Raw genomic sequence first — 17,944 nt, forward strand, 5'->3', positions numbered from 1 at the left:
TTCAGCGCACTGACGATTCACCGGCTCCGCGGCTTACGCCGCTCCCACAAATACCAACGGCACTCATAGCAGTCGAATCAGCGCCGCTGCAGTCGCACCTGCAATCACTACCAGCAAGAACGGCAGCCGCAGCATCAGCGCGAGTGCGGCAGCCAACAACGCTCCGATGCGCGCATCGAAGGCCAGCCCCTGCCCTGCCGACACGCTGTTCATCGCGGTCAACGATGCCAGCAGGCCGATGGTCAGACAGCCAGCAACGCGATTCATGCGCGGTGATTCAAGCCAGCGGACCGGCACGAGGTAACCGGCAAACTTGATTGCCCACGCCGCTACGCAACCCAGTACGATCCACGCCCACAAACTCATGGCACCGGCTCCTCGACCTTCGCCGCAGCGTCGACCTTCGGCGCTACATCAGGCTCCAGCCCTTCATCCGCCGGGCCCTTGCCAAACCAACCCCAGACCGCAGCCAGCGCTGCCGCCAATAGAATCGGCACGCCCGCCGGCACCCAAGGCAACGCCAGCACCGTCACCAAGGCGCAGACGACAGCGATTGCAACCGGCTCGCGCGAACGCAGACGCGGCCACAGCAAGCCGAGGAAGGCCGCGACCGCCGCACCATCCAGGCCCCATTGGCGCGGGTCACCCAGCGCATCGCCAAGCAGCGCTCCCAACAGAGTGAACAGGTTCCAGCACAGGTAGACGCCCAGCCCCGCCACCCAGAAACCACGCCGCTGCTCCTGCGGCTCGGTCTGACTGGCCGCAGTCGCCGCCGACTCATCGATGGTGACATGTGCGGCCAGCGGCCGCAGCCAGCCGCGCGGGCGTAGCATGCGGTTGATCTGCGCCCCATACACCGCGTTGCGGATGCCCAGCAGCGTGGCCGCGCCAAACGCCGCTGCGCCAGCGCCGCCAGCACCGATCACACCGATGAAGGCGAACTGCGAGCCACCGGTGAACATCAGAAGGCTCAGTGCGGCGGTCTGCGCCACGCTGAAACCCGATGCCACCGCCAGCGCACCAAACGAAATGCCATACAGGCCAGTCGCAATCGCTATCGAAACGCCGATGCGTACCGCTGGCGTGATGCGCCCGGCCGCGGCCATCAGGCGCGTCCGCGCGCTTGTTCGGCCGCCGCGACAAACACCACGTCGGTGGACGAGTTCAAGGCGGTTTCAGCCGAGTCCTGCACCACGCCGACAATGAAGCCAACGCCGACTACCTGCATGGCGACCTCATTGGAAATGCCAAACAAGCCGCAGGCCAGTGGGATCAGCAATAGCGAACCACCCGGTACACCGGACGCACCGCAGGCACCAATCGCCGCGACCACACTGAGCAGCAGCGCGGTCGGCAGATCCACGGTGTAGCCCAAGGTGTTTACGGCGGCCAGGGTCAACACGGAAATAGTGATTGCCGCGCCGGCCATGTTGATGGTCGCGCCCAAGGGAACCGCCACCGAGTAGGTGTCCTCATGCAGACCGAGCTTGCGGCACAGCTCCATGTTGACCGGAATGTTGGCCGCCGAGGAACGGGTGAAGAACGCGGTGATGCCGCTCTCGCGCAGGCAGCGCAGGACCAGCGGATAGGGGTTGCGACGGGTCACCACGGCCACGATCAGCGGATTACCGACGAAGGCCATGAACAGCATCGCGCCAATCAGCACCGCCAGCAGATGCAGGTAGTCCTTCAACGCCCCCAGCCCGGACTCGGCCAACAACGAGGCAACGATACCGAACACGCCCAGCGGCGCCAGCTTGATCACCAAACGCACCACCCAGGTGACGGCATTGGAGAAATCACTGACCAAGGTACGCGTGGTCTGGCTGGCATGGCGCAGCGCCAGCCCCAGGCCCACCGCCCATGCCAGCAAACCGATGTAGTTCGCGTTGAGCAGCGCGTGCACCGGGTTGTCGACGATCTGCATCAGCAAGGTCTTGAGCACCTCACCAATCCCGCCCGGCGCGCTCATACCGATCTCGGCGGCCTTCAGCGTCAACGTACTGGGAAACAGGAAGCTGGCGGCCACGCCAACCATGGCCGCGGCCAGCGTACCGATCACGTACAGGAACAGGATCATCCGGATATGAGTCTTCTGCCCCTGCTGGTGATTGGCGATGGATGCAGTGACCAGCACCAGCACCAGGATAGGCGCCACCGCCTTCAGCGCGGAAATGAATACCGTGCCGAGCAGGCCAACGGCGGCCGCCCCGGCTGGCCAGACCATCGCCAGCACGATGCCGGCGATCAGGCCGATGACAATCTGCAGCACCAGACTGGGCGCTCGGAAAGAGGAAGGACGTTCGGTCATTACAGGGCTCGCGGCAAACGCAAACCCCGATTCTCGCCCACCTCGGGCGTTCCCCGCACCCCCGGAACGTCATGGAATCAGGACAAACTGCCGCCAGGTCACGAACACCGTTAGGATGCGCGCATGGAGAACAAGCATCGTCCCAAACGCCTGCTGCGGTTCCTGGCCTATCTGCTGGCCGTTGTGCTGCTGCTGATCGGCAGTGGCCTGCTGCTGGGTGACCACCTCACCCCCAAGGCAGTCGGCGCGCCCTCGCAGGCCCTGCCGCTGCAGGCGCAGCAGACCCTGATCGACCGCCAACTGCAGCCCTTGCTGGCCGAGCACCCGGGCAAAAGCGGCGCGGTGTACCTGTCTGACGGGCTCGAGGCCTACGCCGCGCGCTCCATCATCACCCGCCAGGCCGGGCGCAGCCTGGACCTGCAGTACTACATGTGGCACGACGACATGCTTGGCCACCTGCTTGCCCATGACGTCTACCAGGCCGCCGCGCGCGGTGTGCGCGTGCGCCTGTTGCTGGATGACATGAACGCCGCCGGGCTGGATCCACAGATGCTGGCACTGGACAACCACGCCAACATCGAGATCCGCCTGTACAACCCGTTCCGCAACCGCGATGGCCTGTGGCGTCTTGTCGAGATGGTGCAGCGGGTTTTCAGCATCAACCACCGCATGCATAACAAGGCATGGATCGCTGATGACCGCGTCGCCATCGTTGGCGGCCGCAATATCGGCGCCGAGTACTTCGACGCCCGTCCGGACGTGAACTTCCGCGATCTGGATCTGTTGCTGGCCGGCCCGGTCGCCAGTGATGCCAGCAGCATCTTCGATGAATTCTGGAACAGCGATGCGGTCGTGCCGATCGCCGCCCTGCATCAAAGCACCGACCAGCAGATGGCCAACTTCATCAGCCAGGCCGAGCTGGACGCACGCCAACAGGAAGCCGCGCCGTATCTGCAGCGCGTGCGTGCGCATTTCACCGATGCCTACCTCAGCAAACAACTGGACCTGCATTGGACCGACGGCGTAAGGATCCGCTCCGACCCGCCGCGCAAGCCCAGCGGCGGCGACAGCAGCCAATGGCTGGTCACCCGGCTGGTCGAGGTACTGAGCAGCGCCGAGCACAAATCACTGCTGATCTCGCCCTACTTCGTACCCGGCGCGGTCGGCACCAAGGGCCTGATCCAGCAAGTCCAAAGCGGCGTGCAGGTCGGCATCATCACCAACTCGCTGGCAGCCAACGACGTACCCGCCGTGCACAGCGGCTATATGCATTACCGCCGCCCGTTGCTGGCCGGCGGCGTGCAGCTGTATGAACTCAAGGCCCGTGGACACATCGAGAGGGCATCCACCTTCGGCAGCAGTGGCGCCAGCCTGCACACCAAAGCCTTCGTGGTGGATGACCGCCGCGGCTTCGTCGGCTCGTTCAACCTCGATCCGCGCTCGGCCTACCTCAATACCGAAATGGGCGCACTGTTCGATGACCCGGTACTGGCCGCGCGCCTGCGCGAGGAGTACCTGCGCCTGTCCAGTGCTGAGCTGAGTTACTGGGTGTATTTGAACAGGGACCACGAATTGCGTTGGTTGGATCGGGCCAGCACGCCACCCATCAGCCTGCGCACAGAACCGGACACCGGACTGATCCAGCGAGCCAGCACCCAGGTGATCAGCTGGTTGCCGTTGGAATCACAGCTTTAACCTGAGCAGTCAACATCGCGGAGCGGTGTCCCACGAGACTCCGGACACGGTCCGCACCGCATCCCTACGCTGCCCGCGTCACTCCAATGAGCCGTCTGCCTGCGTCAGTCGCTTCCACAACCATGTCGCCACGTGTTCTGGCATCTGGCTGGCGAGCGCCGCATTGGCGTCCGCTTCGCTCATCAGACCCTGCGCATGCATCATCGCCGCGCTCGCGGCCAGCTGCCCGACCTGTAGCGAACGTGCCAAACCAGCTGCAGCGGGCACGTGCACCTGCTTGAGCGCCTGCATGATCGGCGCCGACAACTTCCAATGCCCGGCTATCCGCACCGCGGTCGGTGCGCTGCAGCGCTCCAACACTTCCAGCAAAGTGCCCGGCTCACGTGTCCGCAACGGCGGCCGCGCCAACACATCGGCAGCAGCCTGCATCGCCATGGCCGCACTCAAGCCCAGCAGCAGGCCAGCCAGCTGGGCAGCGAAGCCATCCTCGCGCTCCACGCTGCGCGCATGGTCGGCAGCGGCCAGCGATACCCGCAATGTGTAATCCCACAACAAGCGCGCAAACTGAGCATCAACGCCGCTGGCCGACTCCATGACCGGCTGCACCAACGCGGCGGAAATGATCTGACGGATGCCATCGTTGCCGATCAGCGTCACCGCCCGCTCGATGCTTTGGATGTCCTGCCGTTGCAGGCGATACAGGGAACTGTTGGCGATACGCAACAGCGTTGCCGCCAGTACCGCATCACTACCAATGATGCGGGCGATGGAACGCGACGAGGCAGCACTGTCATTCACGCTTTGGATCAGCTGTGGCAGCAGGTTTGGTCGACGCGGCGTGTAGCGTGAAGACATGTCCGCGCGACTCAGCGCCGTAACCACGTCGTCCACCACCGACCGTTGCACGCGCAGCGCATCAGACGGCGTATCGGCGGCACCCAGTGCGCTGAGCAGGAAGCGCCGCTGCAGATCATCAACGCTGACCACGCCCGCAGCATCATCGGCTGTTGCTGCGCTGACCGACGGCGGCACGCGGAGCCGCCGTTGCGGACCTGCCGCATCGCCACTGCGCCGCTGCCAGAGCCAGACCAGGCCTCCGGCAACTACTGCTGCAAACACTGCCGAGATAATCACCATGAAAGATACAAATGGCCCACGCGGAAAGCTGCCAATCATATCGGCCATCACGAAAACTTCTTGAGTCCCTGTTCCGAGAGATCCCCCCCCGCCCGCTCCAGCCTATGCGCCATCAGATGAATCCGGAAAACCCCGAGGGAGCATAAAAGTTTCAGATCATATTCAAATAGCGAATGAGTGGAGTGCCCAAAATGACAGGCTCTCATACCATCACAGGTACGCAAGATAGCCAATGCCGGAACACCGCTTGCTGACCAAACGCGGGCAACCACCGCTTTCAAAGAGCATAGGCGGCCAAATAGAAGCCGCCTCAGTTTCACCATCTAAACAAAAACAGCTTTCAGTACACGAACAACGCCAAGACCCGCTACTCCAATCAACCGGCGAGTCACACTGAGCATCTGATCTGTGAGTAACAGCACACGCAGATGGCAACTTCCCTGATTGCCAGCCCAGTTGACGCTGCTATGTTTAATTGCAGCTTCCGCAACAACATTTAGTTTCAAACATAAAACCCAACCCTCACCATTCATTGGCAGGAAAGGCATCTGCCGGAAAACTACTCGTGCACAACCGCAGATACGTAGCGAATATCTCCACGCAACCGATACGGGCAAAAAAGAATCAGAAGTTTCGTTGCCAGCGCCGCCCGAACTGCGGGCCGACGATCCCGTGCCAATGCAATCGCGGCGAGGCTTATCCGGCAACAAACCGCCGAATTTTTCTCTACCGAACGCCATGCTTCACGCGAGAACAGGCGGCCCTCTCAGCGGGTGCAATACCCGCCTACATCGACGGCAATGTGAAGCACCAGCTGTCAGCTCTTTCAGGTTTCATTGGCGGGTTGACCCTGCCCGCCAATGACGGCCTTGTCTTCAACTAAAGGGAGGACGGATATGTCGACGCCTCAAGCAGTACCTGCAAAAGAACCCAATCGCTACATGGTACCGGCACTGGAGAGGGGCCTGAACATGTTGCTGCTGTTCGGACGGCAACGCGGTGAACTAAGCTTCACCCAGGTCTGCCAGCGCACCGGCATGCCCAAAGCATCCGCGTATCGCACCATGCAGACGCTGGAACAGATGCGCTTTCTGGATCGCAACACTGCCAGTGGCGGCTACCGCCTTGGCATCAGCGTTCTGCGACTGGGCTTTGACTATCTATCAGCGATGGACATCGTGCAGATCGGGCAGCCCATCATTCAACGGCTACGTGATACCACCAGCTACTCTGCGCACCTGTGCGTACTGGATGGTCGCGACGTGGTGTACGTGGCCCGCGCCAGCGCGATCGGCGAACTGCCAAGCGGCGTCAGCGTAGGCACACGCATTCCCGCCCATTGCACCGCAATAGGTCGAGTGCTGTTAATGACGATGCCCGAGCAGGAATTGAGCTCGCTGTACCCGGAACCGGCATTTGCATTCACCTCCGAACAAGGGCCAAAGACACCACAGGACCTGATCGAGCTGCTGGGTGATGACAGTGCGCGCGGCCACGCCATCAGCGAATCGTTCTACCAACCCGGCGTCTCGGCGGTGGCGTACCCATTGCGTGACCGTGATGGCAACGTGCTGGCCTCGATCAGCATCATGGTCCCGCGTTCGGTGCTGCCGGTGGATATGAAAACCTCACTGAGCACACAGGTTGGGAAAGCCGCGCGCGAAATTGAAGCCTTCCTGCATGCGTCTTGAGCACACTCAAGCACAGCCCTGCGCCATCCGCTGACGCTGAAAGCGTCAGCTACTCTGGTTCCGCTGGCATGACCTTGGATTTCAAGAGCAACTACCAGCGCCCAACTGAGCTGTCAGCATCAGCGCTGATCACCCTCCCCTACGGCATCACTTTTTCTGCTTGTGCAGACGCACGCCCATCGGGCCTTGCAGCGAGCCATCCTCGTTGATGGTGAAGTCCACCGACTCTGCTTCGGTGCCAGGTACTGCAACCTTCAGCATGTTGCCGTCGCGGGTATAGCGGATCTGCTGCGCCTTGCCCAGCGTTTCAACCATCACCTGCCCGTCGGAGTCAAAGGTATAGCTCAGCATTCCCGCGCCATCGCTCCAGGTGCCGCTCAGGCCCTGGCTGCAAGCAGCCAACAAAGTTGCCAACGCAACGATCAGCAGTTTTCTCATCTACAACTCCCAATGACAGCGTAGACCGCCGCAGCGGTGTATCCGCAGGCATTCTGGCACAGGCCCAATCACGCTAGGCTGGTGGCTTCTGCCATGGAGCCGGACGCAATGGGTCGTATTCTGATGTCGCTATGTCTGCTGGGTATACTCATGGGCTGCAACAGCCTGCCATCAACCGCCAACATCGCACCAGCCAAGGGGCAGTTCGTCGCGCGGCAGCTCGATTTCGAGGGCCGCCAGTTCCGTTACCAGGTGTTTGTGCCCGCCACTCCCGCCACCCCGCCCGGCGCTCGGCCACTGGTGCTGTTCCTGCACGGCTCCGGCGAGCGCGGCGATGACGGGCTCAAGCCTACCTTGGCTGGGATTGGCCCTTGGCTCACCCAGAACATGGACACCTTCCCGGCACTGGTGGTGTTCCCACAGGTGCCTGAAGGCGAGGAATGGCGCGGACGCAACGCGCGCATGGCGCTGGCAGTTCTGGACGCGGCCAGCAAAGAGTTCGCCGCTGATCCACAGCGCATCTACTTGACCGGCATCTCGATGGGCGGCTATGGGAGCTGGGAGCTGGCCCTGACCCGGCCGAGCCAGTTCGCCGCAATCGTGCCCATCTGCGGCGCACTGAGAGCGCCACGTGCCGACCGGCCCGGACTGATGGTCGACCAGGTTGCCGACGCTTCCAATCCCTACCAGAGCACCGTCAGCCGCCTACGCGATGTGCCTACCTGGATATTCCATGGCGCCCTCGACGAACTGGTGCCGACCACAGACGATCGCGCAATCGCCGCTGCCAGCCAGCAACTTGGGGCCGGCTTCCGCTACACCGAGTACCCGGACGTCCAACACAACGCCTGGGATGCCACCTATCGCAACCCCGCGATGTGGGAATGGATGTTGAGCCAGAAGCGCCACTGACAACGGCAGCCATCAAGCTGCAGCAGGAGTCTTGGAATCAGCTCTTGCGCCGTCATTTGTGGGGTTTGCGAACGATGCGGGAGTTTTGTAGCCAGTCCGTTGTGATAGCGTGACTGCAATCACGCATCGAATACTGCCGCCTACACCCGCCCTGCACGGCCCGAATTGGACAGTGGGGTAAGCGCGCGACCCTCGGCACTGTTTCCAACTGTACTTTCCAACCGTACCGGGTTCGTGCCATAACAGCGCCACCCCGCCCGCGGCAGCCACTCGGGGGCGGCTGCCCACTGCACTACGTCGCAACGGTAACCGGAGACTGAGGCTTGGCAACTACCGCATCGGCAGCGCTGGAGCAGTTGCCGCGTACCCGTGGTCTCCATTCCCGACTGCATCTATTGATCCTTGCCACCCTGCTACCGCTACTGGTGATCGGCGCCATAGCAGTCTGGAATGCAGCCCGCGACTACCGGCACAGTTCCGAGCAACGCCTGCAGGAAACCGCCACGGCTCTGGCACGCGGGGTCGATCAGGGCATCGAAGACAACATCAACCAACTACGCCTTTTGTCATTGCTGGCACCGCAGCTGGAGGAAACCGCCCCCGAGCTGCGGGCATGGGCGCGCGAAAATCCCGACATCCGACTGATCCAGGACAACAGCGAGCAGGCCCGTACGCTGCCGCCTGGCTTGCTGGACGACGCCCGCCGCGAGGACAAGGTGAAGGTCTCGGACCTGTTCACCAACGCGATCACCAATACCCCGGAAGTGGCCATTGCCCTGCCTTTCGGCGATGCCGACGACGTCCGCGTACTGACCATGGTGCAACCCTCCAATCGGCTGATCGCCAGCATCATGGGCACCGGCAACGACCAACAGCTGCTGGCTGCTGTGGTCGATAACAATGGCGTCATTGCTGCGCGATCATTGTCACCGGAACGTTACATCGGCAAGCAGGTACCGGACTGGAGGGTGCTGCAACGCAGCGGCGGCAAGCACGGGCTGTTCGATGCCAGCAGCAACGAAGGCACACCGGTTATCTTCGCCTTCCACAGGCTGCAGGCAGCGCCGGGCTGGACCTTGGTGGTTGGAGAACCACAACAGAGCTTCCAGGCGCGTTGGCAACAACCGCTGCTGGGGATAATTTTCGGCGGCATCGTCGCAGCGGTGATCGCCCTGCTCTGGGCCAACGCCGTCGCCCGCAGCATCCTGTTGCCGATCCGGGCCTTGGCCCAGCGCAGTCACAGCGTCGCTGACAATGTCGCCGCCCTGCCCGACCCACAGCCCTCCCGCATCCGCGAAGTACGCAGCCTGCAGAGCAGCCTCAGCGGCACCGTCGATGCATTGAAGAAGAGCGCCGATGAAGCGCGCGACCTGGCCCGTGACCTCAAGGCCAGCGAACAACGCTACCGCGCCGTCGCCGAAGCCGGCGCACTCGTGCTGTGGCAATCCGATCGCAATGGATTGGTGCTGTCGGCAACCGGCTGGCGCGAGCTGACCGGGCAACCCAATGATCATGCGCTCGGCAAGGGTTGGCTGCGCCGGGTCAACGAAGACGACCTGCCGCAGATAGAGATCGCCTTGGAGCAGAACTTCACCGCCACCAACGCCGCCTCCCTGGACGTGGAGTTCCGCGTGCTTGACCTGTATGGCAAATGGCGCTGGCTGCGCGCACGCGGCGCGCGGATCGGCCACAGCCTGAGCAGCTGGGCCGGCGTGCTGGAGGATGTGGATGCGCGGCGCCAGGCACAGGCGCGCATCGCCTACCTGGCCCAGCACGATCCGCTGACCTCGCTACCAAATCGCAACATGCTGTTCGAGAAACTCGACCAGGCCTTGATCGCTGCACACCGTGGTCACCACAGCGCCCTGCTGCTGCTCGACCTGGACCGCTTCAAGGACGTCAACGACAGCCTCGGCCATCCCACCGGCGACCGACTGCTGCAGGAAGTCGCCCAGCGCATCCTCAGCTGTGTACGCGGCAACGACCTGGTCGCCCGACTGGGCGGCGATGAATTCGCCATCCTGATGGCACCGGAAAGCCGCGCTCCCGAGGCAGCATTATCGTTGGCTGCCCGCCTGGTCGAAGAACTGGGCCGTAGCGTCGAGCTGGAGAACCACCAGTTCGCCATCAGCACCAGCATCGGCATCGTCCTCATCGACAACCAGGCCAACGCCGCCGACACCTTGATGCGCAACGCCGATCTGGCGCTGTACCGGGCCAAGGACGAAGGCCGAGGCTGCTATCGCTTCTTCGAGGCGGAGATGGACACGCGCATGCAGCGTCGCAGGCAGTTGGAGACCGAACTGCGTGCCGCCCTGCAACTGCAGCAGTTTGAGCTGCACTACCAACCCTTGGTGGATCTGCGCCTGCGCCAGGTCGCTGGCTTTGAAGCACTGCTGCGCTGGAACCACCCGCAACGTGGCCTGCTCGAACCCAGTGAGTTCCTGTCCCTGGCCGAAGATATTGGGATGATGCTGCCGCTGGGCGCATGGGTGCTGCGCCAGGCCGCGCAGGATGCCAGCCAGTGGCCGGAGCAGATGAAGATCGCGGTGAACCTGTCAGTTTCGCAGCTGGCCCAGCCCACCCTCGCTGAAGGCGTCGAACAGGTGTTGGCAGCAACCGGGCTGGCGCCGACACGACTGGAACTGGAAATCACCGAAAACGCGCTGATCGACAACATCGAGGCGGCATCGGCGCAGCTGCTGCGGCTGAAGATGGCCGGCGTGTCGATCGTGATGGATGACTTCGGCACCGGCTATTCCTCGCTCGGCTACCTGCGTGCGTTCCCCTTCGACAAGGTCAAGATCGACAAGTCTTTCATCCGCGACTTGGGCGAACAAAGCCAGGGCAGCGCCATCATCGGCGCGGTATCGCACCTCTGCGAAAAGCTGGGCATCAGCACCACCATCGAAGGTGTCGAAACCCAAGCGCAACTGGACCAGCTTAAGGAAGAGCACTGCGCCGAGGGCCAAGGCTATGTATTTGGACGACCAATGCCATTGGCAAAGGTGGAGGACTTCATCCTCCAGTGGCCGGCACGCTGGAACCCGGCCACGTAGCCGCGAAAGCATGCAGTGCGACAACCGAGGAAAGCGCAACTCACCGGGGGCCGTTGCTTGGCAGTCTGGAAGAACGGCAGATTCCTGTTCCCGGGTGCGCGGCGTTGACCCGAGCTATACGTTGGCGCGGCGGTTGAAGCATCCGCCCGGTTGCGCCCAGGTATCACCCGGACACGCCCAAGCTGCCCGGATGAAGTCAGACCTCAGTTGACCCCACGGATCGCCAGGGTCAAGGCCAGCACGCTCAGGATCACCGCGATGGTGCCATCCAGAATGCGCCAGGTGGAGGGCTTGGTGAACAACGGTGCCAGCATCCGCGCGCCCAGCCCCTGCACCGTCAGCCACACTCCGCTGGCGGTCACCACGCCGATGGCGAAGGCCATGCGCGACTCACCGAAGTTGTCGGCGATCGAACCAATGACCATCATGTCCAGCCAGAAATGCGGATTGATGATGGAGAAACCAGCCGCAGCCATCAGCGCCGTTCGCAGCGACTGCTCGCCGTTTTCATCCAGGTTCATGCCCCCCCCACCCACCACCGCACGCCGCGCCGACTGCGCCGCGTACCAGGTCAGGAAGGCAACACCGCCCCACAGCAGCACGGTGGTCAGCCACGGCAACTGTGCGGTCAACTGACGCAGGCCGGCCACGCTGGCCATGATGAACACCGCGTCGATGGCAAAACACGTCGCGATGATCGGAATCACGTGCTGGCGCATGATGCCCTGGCGCAGGATGAACGCACTCTGCGCGCCGACGATGGCGAACAGACCGATACCGATACCGGCACCACTGAGCCAGGCACTGCCGGCAGCTTGGGCGGAAATAACCGAAAACATGAGGAAAAACCTTGCTACTGGGGGGGGAAGGACGCAGCGGGAGAACCCACCGGCACGTCCGGACGCGGCAATTGTCGCAATGCAGCAAGGAAAAGTAGAGCTAAACTTCGTTAACCATCATTAGCAGAACTTAATATGCGCATCGATCATGCCCAGTTGCGGGCGCTGGCCGCCGTCATCCGCGAAGGCAGCTTCGAACGCGCAGCGCTGGCGCTGAACGTCACCGCCTCGGCGGTATCGCAGCGGATCAAGGCGCTGGAGGACAGGGTCGGCAAACTGCTGATCAAGCGCACCATCCCCACCGAGGCAACGCCCGAGGGCCAGGTGCTGGTACAGCTGGCCGAGCAGACCGCGCTGCTCGAGCGCGACGCCTTCGAGCGCATCGGCCTCAGCGATGCCGAGCTGCCCCGGGCCAGCATCCCGGTGGCGGTCAATCACGACAGCATGGAAACCTGGTTCCCGGAGGCGGTGCAGAGTTTCTCGCAGAGCACCTCCACCACCCTGGACCTGCACACCGAAGACCAGGACCACACCGTTGCCCTGTTGCGTCAGGGTGCGGTGATGGGTGCGGTCACCACCTTGTCCGAGCCGGTACAGGGCTGCCAGATCCATGCATTGGGCAGCATCCGCTACGCCGCAACCTGTACCCCCGAATTCCATGCCCGCCACTTCGCCAAGGGCGTGACCGCACAGGCGCTGGCGCAGGCGCCGGTGCTGGTGTTCAACCGCAAGGACGATATGCAGGCCCGTTACGCCCGACGACTGGCCGGTGTGGAGCAGGCGCACAACGCACCTACCTGGTGGATTCCCTCAACCCGCGCCTTCGTCCACGCCAACCTGGGCGGACTGGGCTGGACCATGAATCCGCTGCCGCTGGTGCGTCGGCACCTTGAGAGCGGCCGTCTGGTTTACGTCAAAGGCCGCGCCTGGGAAGACGTGCCGCTGTATTGGCAGCACTGGAAGGGCGAGGTCAAAACCATGGCCTTGCTGACCCGCGCCATCCTGCAGGCATCCACCATGTTGATACGCAAGCGCAAGTGATCTCGCCGCCCGTGCTGCACTGCAAGTTTCCCTAAAGGACACTGCCTGCGCCGGCGACACCGGCGGAAGCTGCGTGGATTACCACGTACACCCACCGGAGCAGCCAGATGTCGAACACGCGATCTGTCCCCGTCATTTCCTCCTCCCTGCTCAGCGCATTGGCCGCGCCGCTGGCCGGCGTCGTGCTGATGCTGGCGCCTGCCAGCGCCAAAGCCTTGGAGTGCGGCAGCAACAATGGCTACACCTGCACCGGCGCGGCAAACCAATATGCCGGCGGTTTCAGCCCCGGGGTTGGTCAAGGCGGTTTTGGTGGCGGCAGCTGCACCGCGAGCAAGACCCCGGTGGTATTCATTCCCGGCAATGGCGACAGCGCCATCAGCTTCGATATGCCGGCTGCTGCGGTCAGCGGCTACAACACTCCGCCGCGCTCGATCTATGCCGAGCTCAAGGCGGCCGGCTACAACGACTGCGAACTGTTCGGCATCACTTACCTCAGTGCCAGCGAGCGCGCCGCGCCGCAGAACAACTACCACTCACCGGCCACCTATCAAACGCTCAAGACCTTCATCGACAAGGTCAAGGCTTACACCGGCAAGAGCCAGGTCGACATCGTCACCCACTCGCTGGGCGCGACCATGGCCCTGGCCTCGATCAAGTACAACGCCAATCAAAGCAGCGTGAGGCGCTTCATCAACATCGCCGGGGGACTGCGCGGCCTGCAGACCTGCCGCAGCACCGGTTACCAATCGACCTTGGCCCCCACCTGCAACGCCGAGGCCTATGTATTCCCTTACAACTACTACACCTTTGGCCTGTATCCGAGCACCGGCGTTGCCTACTACGGTTACAACCGCTGGACCGGCAGTGGCAGCGGCAGCCTGCGCACGTTCCCGGCCACTTACACGGGCATCCGCTTCTACACCATCACCGCCGGGGCGCGTGACCAGGTGCATTGCTTCACCACCAGCTACAGCGCCGGCTGTGCCGATGGCGCCCTGTTCAACAGCGCCACCAATGTCTACGCGCAAGTCGACATAGGCGCAGGCAGCAGCGCCTACAGCTTCGACTGGGATTGGAGCGACGGCAGCCCTTACAACTTCGGTGGCGGCGACACCAGCAGTGGCGTCGGCCATTTCCGCTCGAAGAACAATGCCGGCCTGATCGTGCGTAACATGCTCACCAGCGACTGCACCAGCAATTGCGCAGCCGGCTACAGCGGCGTATACGGCCCAGCGGTCAATCGCTGAACCGCATTCTCAGTTGAAGGACATCGCCACGCCTACGCCACCTTGCCAGTCGGTGGTGTCGGCATCCAGCCCGCGCAGGAACGATGCATCCAGCTGCACACGCGGGCTCACCATCCAGGTCACGCCAGCACCGGCCGCACGCATGTATTGCGCACCGGTGCCATAGCCGGCTTCAATATAGGCCGACAACTGCGGCCGCAAGGCGAAACCGTAGCTGGGCGAGAACAACCAGCCGCTGCCTCCACCGCCCCATTGCCGGTCGATGTAAAACGCCAAACTGCTGTCACGCGGTAGCGCCCATGCCATCGTCACGCCCAGGTCGTAGTCGTGCCCCGCATCACCCAGCGGCGCCCTGCCCCAGGGTAGGCTGGCCCCTGCTTTGAATGCCACTGACAGTTGTTCGTTGGCCAGCGCTGGTGCCCACTTGAGTGCCACGCTGCCGTCACCACCGCCGCTGTCCTGCGCACGAATCCCGGGGCCGCGCAACCGCAGCCTGCTCCAGCTGTCCGCGCCGAGCTGCAACTCCAGCGTATCGGCAAGCCCGACGCGCAACAGCGTGTCGGCAGTCCAGGTGGTGGTGGTCAGGCCATCACTGCGATCGCGGCTGGCATCGGGCAAGCCCTGCTCCCAGACGACCATGTGCTTGCCAACCGTACTGGTGGAGAAGCCGATACCTGGACGGTCGAATTCCGGCGCGTCTTCGGCCAGGGCGTGGCCACTGGCCAAGGCAAGCACTGCAAGCAGCAGGGGCGAGGTCTTCATGCCCGCCATGTTCCATACGTGGCCGGGTGGCGGTGTGAAAAATCATGGGCGCTACCGGCATGCGCAGAGGGCGCAACGATGCGCGTTGGCCCGTTCGGGCTGTTGTAGCGCGCGCTTCCGGGGTGCGCTTCGTTTACCCAGGCTACGGATGCTCCGGGGAAGTCCCTTTGGTAGGCGTCGAGGCCACAAATGAAAACCCACCCGCTTGCGCCGGGTGGGTTTTCTGCAAACCTGCAGATCCAAGCCCTCAGCGATATGCCAGCGCGTAATCCAACGCACCGATCACCGCGGCAACCTGGGCGTCATTGCACTGCTGCGGGGTCGCCTTGGCACTGTCCGGATAGACTTCGGTGGTGGTCGTGTAGCGCGCACCGCTGACGCTGGCGCACAGGCCGAGGGCCTTGAGCGGGTATTCGATCACCCCTTCAGCCACCACCGTCGAACCAATGATCTCGCCACGCCCGTCGGCCGGTGCCAGGTGGGTCACCTTGGCGACTTCCGCATTTACCGCCTGCTGGAACTGCGGCTGGCGGTTTTCGGTGTCGTCCACCAGATAGAAGCCATCAGGAATCTCGCCCGGCTCGAACGGCTTGCCGTCACGTGCGGCCAGCGCCGGCCGGAATTCGGTTTCATCGGTGTCGGTGGTTTCGTGCAGATCGATATGCATCAGCACGCGCCCTTGCAAGGGAGCAACCAACGCCATCAACGCAGCAGATTCCTGCGCCGGGCTGTTGTCCACGAAAGAGCGGTTCGGATCCACCGCCAATGCATTCCAACGCTGGATACGCTCATAACCCCACGGGCTGACACAGGGCGCGATCAGCAGGTTGCAGCGGCCGGCGTAGCGTGCGGCATGCTGATCGATGAACTGCAGCGCGCCCTGCACGCCACTGGTCTCATAGCCGTGTACGCCACCGGTCACCAACATCACCGGCAAGGTGTCATCCCATTGATGGCTGCAGATCGCGAACAGCGGATAACGACCCGACGGATAGTCCAGCTCACCGTATTGGGTGACATCGAACCGATCGCGCAGCGCATCGATCTTTTTAACCACCTCATCTGCATAGCTGCGCTGCACCCGCTGCTGTTCCAGCCACTGCGCGCGCTCCTGCTCGCCCCATGGCTTACCGGGGATACCAATGGGATAGAAAGCGGCATCAATGCTCATGCGCAGATCTCTTCAATACGGAGGATGGCGCGCACTGTACACCCAAGCCGAGGACGCTTCAGGCTGCACGGCAGCTTTGCATGAACGCAGGCTCAATTGCGGCGGTCACCTTTCACCTCGGATTTCATTGCGTGGGTGCAGGCTGTACGCACATTGGCGCAAAGCTGCGCTGCCAATAATCAGGAGTACCGACATGGGCAAGCTTCATATCACCCTGGCCTCGGCCGTTGCCGCGAGTGCAATGCTTCTCTCCGCCGGCGCCAACGCACAGACCTATGGCCCCCGCGATGAAGGCCGCCGTTTCAATGATGGCAGCCGCGTGGTCTGCAACCATGTGGAAGTAGCCAACAATGCACGCGACCAGAACCGCGTTGCCGGCACCGCCACGGGTGCGGTGGTCGGCGGCCTGCTCGGCAATCAGGTCGGCAAAGGCAATGGCCGCAAGCTCGCCACTGTCGGCGGCGCGGTAGCCGGCGGCCTTGTCGGCCGCAACGTGCAGGGCCGCAACCAGGAGCGCAACGGCCAGCGCGTGGTCGAGACCCGCTGCGAACGGGTTTATCGCTGACGGATCCAGCACCCCGCAAAGCAACAAAGGCCCCGTCAGGGGCCTTTGTTTTCAACGATGGTGGTGATCACGCTTTGCTTTCGAGCAGACGGGCGATGTCTTCGTCCTTCTGCAACCACAGGCCATTCATCCATTGCTGGAACTGCGCGCGGAAGTTGCGATCTTCCTGGTAGTTGCGGCCGATGAACTCGGCGGGGATAGGCAGTTTGCGCACCAGCACCTTCACTTCCGGCAGGCGATTTGCCATCAGGTCCATCATCGACGGGATGCCCTTGGGATAGACGATGGTCACGTCGAGCAAGGCATGCAGGCCCTTGCCCATCGCATCCAGCACGAAGGCCACGCCGCCGGACTTGGGCTTGAGCAGATGCTTGAACGGCGAGCTCTGCGAAGCGTGCTTGGCAGCCGTGAAACGGGTGCCTTCAACGAAGTTCATCACCGCTACGGGAATGCTGGCGAATTTCTCGCAGGCCTTGCGGGTCACTTCCATGTCGCGCCGCCCCAACTCAGGGTTCTTGGCGATCTGTTTGCGGTTGTAGCGGCCCATGAACGGGAAATCCAAGGCCCACCAAGCCAAGCCCAGCACCGGCACCCAGAACAGCGAGCGCTTCAGAAAGAAGCGCAGCAGCGGGATGCGGCGGTTGAACACCTTCTGCAGCACCAGAATATCGACCCAGCTCTGGTGATTGGCCAGCACCAGGTAGTGCCCGTCGCGGTCCAGGCCCTCGGTGCCACTGACCGTGAAACGGGTGGCGGTGAACGCATGGATCATTGCGCTGTTGACTGCGATCCAGCTTTCCGCCAATCCAGTCAACAGCGGATTGCAGGCCCGGCGCACCGACTTCAGCGGCAACACCGCCTTGAACAGCGCCACCACGAACAACGGCAGGCAATGGGCCAGCGTATTGATCACGATCAACGGGAGAATCAGAGCTACACGCAACCACACCATGGAAATAACCGCGGGGAGCAGCCCCAGAACCCAAAGAAGCACAGGGTAGCAAAACCGTCGCTTCAGGTTCTATCTGAGGTGCTTTACAAGGCCCGACAGCGACGGCCAACCAGCGGTAATTCTT

At 62.9% G+C, this 17,944-nt stretch carries 17 protein-coding genes; 7 read left to right on the forward strand and 10 right to left on the reverse strand.

Going from position 1 to position 17,944, the window contains the following annotated elements:
- Positions 1-63 precede the first annotated feature (63 nt).
- From ACVOK8_RS04740 to sstT, 3 genes are read right to left on the reverse strand one after another with little or no spacing between them, the layout of a single operon-like run.
- On the reverse strand, positions 64-366 hold the full coding sequence (locus tag ACVOK8_RS04740; protein ID WP_481565813.1) for an AzlD domain-containing protein: 303 nt from the start codon (positions 364-366) through the stop codon (positions 64-66).
- Positions 363-1,106: an AzlC family ABC transporter permease gene (locus ACVOK8_RS04745; protein WP_481565814.1), complete on the reverse strand. Its 744-nt coding sequence runs from the start codon at positions 1,104-1,106 to the stop codon at positions 363-365. The genes ACVOK8_RS04740 and ACVOK8_RS04745 overlap by 4 nt, the downstream gene beginning before the upstream one ends.
- Positions 1,106-2,311, reverse strand: coding sequence for a serine/threonine transporter SstT (gene sstT / locus ACVOK8_RS04750; protein WP_481565815.1), 1,206 nt, complete (start codon positions 2,309-2,311; stop codon positions 1,106-1,108). Before sstT ends, ACVOK8_RS04745 begins: the two co-directional genes overlap by 1 nt.
- 123 nt (positions 2,312-2,434) lie before the next feature.
- On the opposite strand from sstT, the gene ACVOK8_RS04755 reads away from it, so the two are divergent.
- Positions 2,435-4,006: a phospholipase D family protein gene (locus tag ACVOK8_RS04755; RefSeq protein ID WP_481565816.1), complete on the forward strand. Its 1,572-nt coding sequence runs from the start codon at positions 2,435-2,437 to the stop codon at positions 4,004-4,006.
- A gap of 78 nt (positions 4,007-4,084) precedes the next feature.
- On the opposite strand, the gene ACVOK8_RS04760 is transcribed toward ACVOK8_RS04755, so the two are convergent.
- On the reverse strand, positions 4,085-5,143 hold the full coding sequence (locus tag ACVOK8_RS04760; RefSeq protein ID WP_481565817.1) for an HDOD domain-containing protein: 1,059 nt from the start codon (positions 5,141-5,143) through the stop codon (positions 4,085-4,087).
- 323 nt (positions 5,144-5,466) lie between these two features.
- Positions 5,467-5,883 carry a hypothetical protein gene (locus ACVOK8_RS04765; RefSeq protein ID WP_481565818.1) on the reverse strand — a complete coding sequence of 139 codons (417 nt, stop codon included), beginning with the start codon at positions 5,881-5,883 and terminating at the stop codon, positions 5,467-5,469.
- Positions 5,884-6,084: 201 nt separating this feature from the next.
- Here ACVOK8_RS04765 and ACVOK8_RS04770 point away from each other — a divergent pair, with 201 nt between their 5' ends.
- The gene (locus ACVOK8_RS04770) at positions 6,085-6,834 is read left to right on the forward strand and encodes an IclR family transcriptional regulator (protein WP_481565872.1); all 750 of its coding nucleotides are present in this window, start codon (positions 6,085-6,087) and stop codon (positions 6,832-6,834) included.
- Positions 6,835-6,981: 147 nt separating this feature from the next.
- On the opposite strand, the gene ACVOK8_RS04775 is transcribed toward ACVOK8_RS04770, so the two are convergent.
- Entirely contained in the window at positions 6,982-7,272 is a 291-nt protein-coding gene (locus ACVOK8_RS04775; RefSeq protein ID WP_481565819.1) for a hypothetical protein, read from the reverse strand.
- 108 nt (positions 7,273-7,380) lie between these two features.
- Between ACVOK8_RS04775 and ACVOK8_RS04780 the strand changes: the two genes are divergently transcribed.
- Complete coding sequence (locus ACVOK8_RS04780; RefSeq protein ID WP_481565820.1) at positions 7,381-8,184, forward strand: carboxylesterase family protein; 804 nt, start codon at positions 7,381-7,383, stop codon at positions 8,182-8,184.
- Positions 8,185-8,507: 323 nt separating this feature from the next.
- Positions 8,508-11,243 (forward strand): bifunctional diguanylate cyclase/phosphodiesterase, encoded by a 2,736-nt coding sequence (locus ACVOK8_RS04785; RefSeq protein ID WP_481565821.1) that lies wholly within the window; start codon positions 8,508-8,510, stop codon positions 11,241-11,243.
- 203 nt (positions 11,244-11,446) lie between these two features.
- Here the strand turns inward: ACVOK8_RS04785 and ACVOK8_RS04790 are convergent, their stop codons facing one another.
- Positions 11,447-12,082 (reverse strand): LysE/ArgO family amino acid transporter, encoded by a 636-nt coding sequence (locus tag ACVOK8_RS04790; protein ID WP_481545192.1) that lies wholly within the window; start codon positions 12,080-12,082, stop codon positions 11,447-11,449.
- Positions 12,083-12,217: 135 nt separating this feature from the next.
- Here ACVOK8_RS04790 and ACVOK8_RS04795 point away from each other — a divergent pair, with 135 nt between their 5' ends.
- On the forward strand, positions 12,218-13,123 hold the full coding sequence (locus tag ACVOK8_RS04795) for a LysR family transcriptional regulator ArgP (protein WP_481565822.1): 906 nt from the start codon (positions 12,218-12,220) through the stop codon (positions 13,121-13,123).
- A gap of 107 nt (positions 13,124-13,230) precedes the next feature.
- Positions 13,231-14,370 (forward strand): extracellular native short-chain-length polyhydroxyalkanoate depolymerase PhaZ7, encoded by a 1,140-nt coding sequence (gene phaZ7, locus ACVOK8_RS04800; RefSeq protein WP_481565823.1) that lies wholly within the window; start codon positions 13,231-13,233, stop codon positions 14,368-14,370.
- Positions 14,371-14,379: 9 nt separating this feature from the next.
- On the opposite strand, the gene ACVOK8_RS04805 is transcribed toward phaZ7, so the two are convergent.
- Together ACVOK8_RS04805 and ACVOK8_RS04810 are read right to left on the reverse strand one after the other, a co-directional pair.
- Complete coding sequence (locus ACVOK8_RS04805) at positions 14,380-15,132, reverse strand: transporter (protein ID WP_481565824.1); 753 nt, start codon at positions 15,130-15,132, stop codon at positions 14,380-14,382.
- Positions 15,133-15,379: 247 nt separating this feature from the next.
- Positions 15,380-16,303, reverse strand: coding sequence for a M14 family metallopeptidase (locus ACVOK8_RS04810; protein WP_481565825.1), 924 nt, complete (start codon positions 16,301-16,303; stop codon positions 15,380-15,382).
- Between the two features lie 241 nt (positions 16,304-16,544).
- Here ACVOK8_RS04810 and ACVOK8_RS04815 point away from each other — a divergent pair, with 241 nt between their 5' ends.
- Complete coding sequence (locus ACVOK8_RS04815; RefSeq protein ID WP_481565873.1) at positions 16,545-16,868, forward strand: glycine zipper 2TM domain-containing protein; 324 nt, start codon at positions 16,545-16,547, stop codon at positions 16,866-16,868.
- Between the two features lie 67 nt (positions 16,869-16,935).
- On the opposite strand, the gene ACVOK8_RS04820 is transcribed toward ACVOK8_RS04815, so the two are convergent.
- Positions 16,936-17,820, reverse strand: coding sequence for an acyltransferase (locus tag ACVOK8_RS04820; protein WP_481565826.1), 885 nt, complete (start codon positions 17,818-17,820; stop codon positions 16,936-16,938).
- Positions 17,821-17,944: the final 124 nt, after the last annotated feature.

It is taken from the genome of Stenotrophomonas sp. STEN083 (genome assembly GCF_056759195.1).

Coding starts and splice junctions, on each gene's coding strand:
- ACVOK8_RS04740 (WP_481565813.1), bottom strand. CDS start 366: ATGAGTTTGTGGGCGTGGATCGTACTGGGTTGCGTAGCGGCGTGGGCA.
- ACVOK8_RS04745 (WP_481565814.1), bottom strand. CDS start 1,106: ATGGCCGCGGCCGGGCGCATCACGCCAGCGGTACGCATCGGCGTTTCG.
- sstT (WP_481565815.1), bottom strand. CDS start 2,311: ATGACCGAACGTCCTTCCTCTTTCCGAGCGCCCAGTCTGGTGCTGCAG.
- ACVOK8_RS04755 (WP_481565816.1), top strand. CDS start 2,435: ATGGAGAACAAGCATCGTCCCAAACGCCTGCTGCGGTTCCTGGCCTAT.
- ACVOK8_RS04760 (WP_481565817.1), bottom strand. CDS start 5,143: ATGGTGATTATCTCGGCAGTGTTTGCAGCAGTAGTTGCCGGAGGCCTG.
- ACVOK8_RS04765 (WP_481565818.1), bottom strand. CDS start 5,883: ATGGCGTTCGGTAGAGAAAAATTCGGCGGTTTGTTGCCGGATAAGCCT.
- ACVOK8_RS04770 (WP_481565872.1), top strand. CDS start 6,085: ATGGTACCGGCACTGGAGAGGGGCCTGAACATGTTGCTGCTGTTCGGA.
- ACVOK8_RS04775 (WP_481565819.1), bottom strand. CDS start 7,272: ATGAGAAAACTGCTGATCGTTGCGTTGGCAACTTTGTTGGCTGCTTGC.
- ACVOK8_RS04780 (WP_481565820.1), top strand. CDS start 7,381: ATGGGTCGTATTCTGATGTCGCTATGTCTGCTGGGTATACTCATGGGC.
- ACVOK8_RS04790 (WP_481545192.1), bottom strand. CDS start 12,082: ATGTTTTCGGTTATTTCCGCCCAAGCTGCCGGCAGTGCCTGGCTCAGT.
- ACVOK8_RS04795 (WP_481565822.1), top strand. CDS start 12,218: ATGCGCATCGATCATGCCCAGTTGCGGGCGCTGGCCGCCGTCATCCGC.
- phaZ7 (WP_481565823.1), top strand. CDS start 13,231: ATGTCGAACACGCGATCTGTCCCCGTCATTTCCTCCTCCCTGCTCAGC.
- ACVOK8_RS04805 (WP_481565824.1), bottom strand. CDS start 15,132: ATGAAGACCTCGCCCCTGCTGCTTGCAGTGCTTGCCTTGGCCAGTGGC.
- ACVOK8_RS04810 (WP_481565825.1), bottom strand. CDS start 16,303: ATGAGCATTGATGCCGCTTTCTATCCCATTGGTATCCCCGGTAAGCCA.
- ACVOK8_RS04815 (WP_481565873.1), top strand. CDS start 16,545: ATGCTTCTCTCCGCCGGCGCCAACGCACAGACCTATGGCCCCCGCGAT.
- ACVOK8_RS04820 (WP_481565826.1), bottom strand. CDS start 17,820: ATGGTGTGGTTGCGTGTAGCTCTGATTCTCCCGTTGATCGTGATCAAT.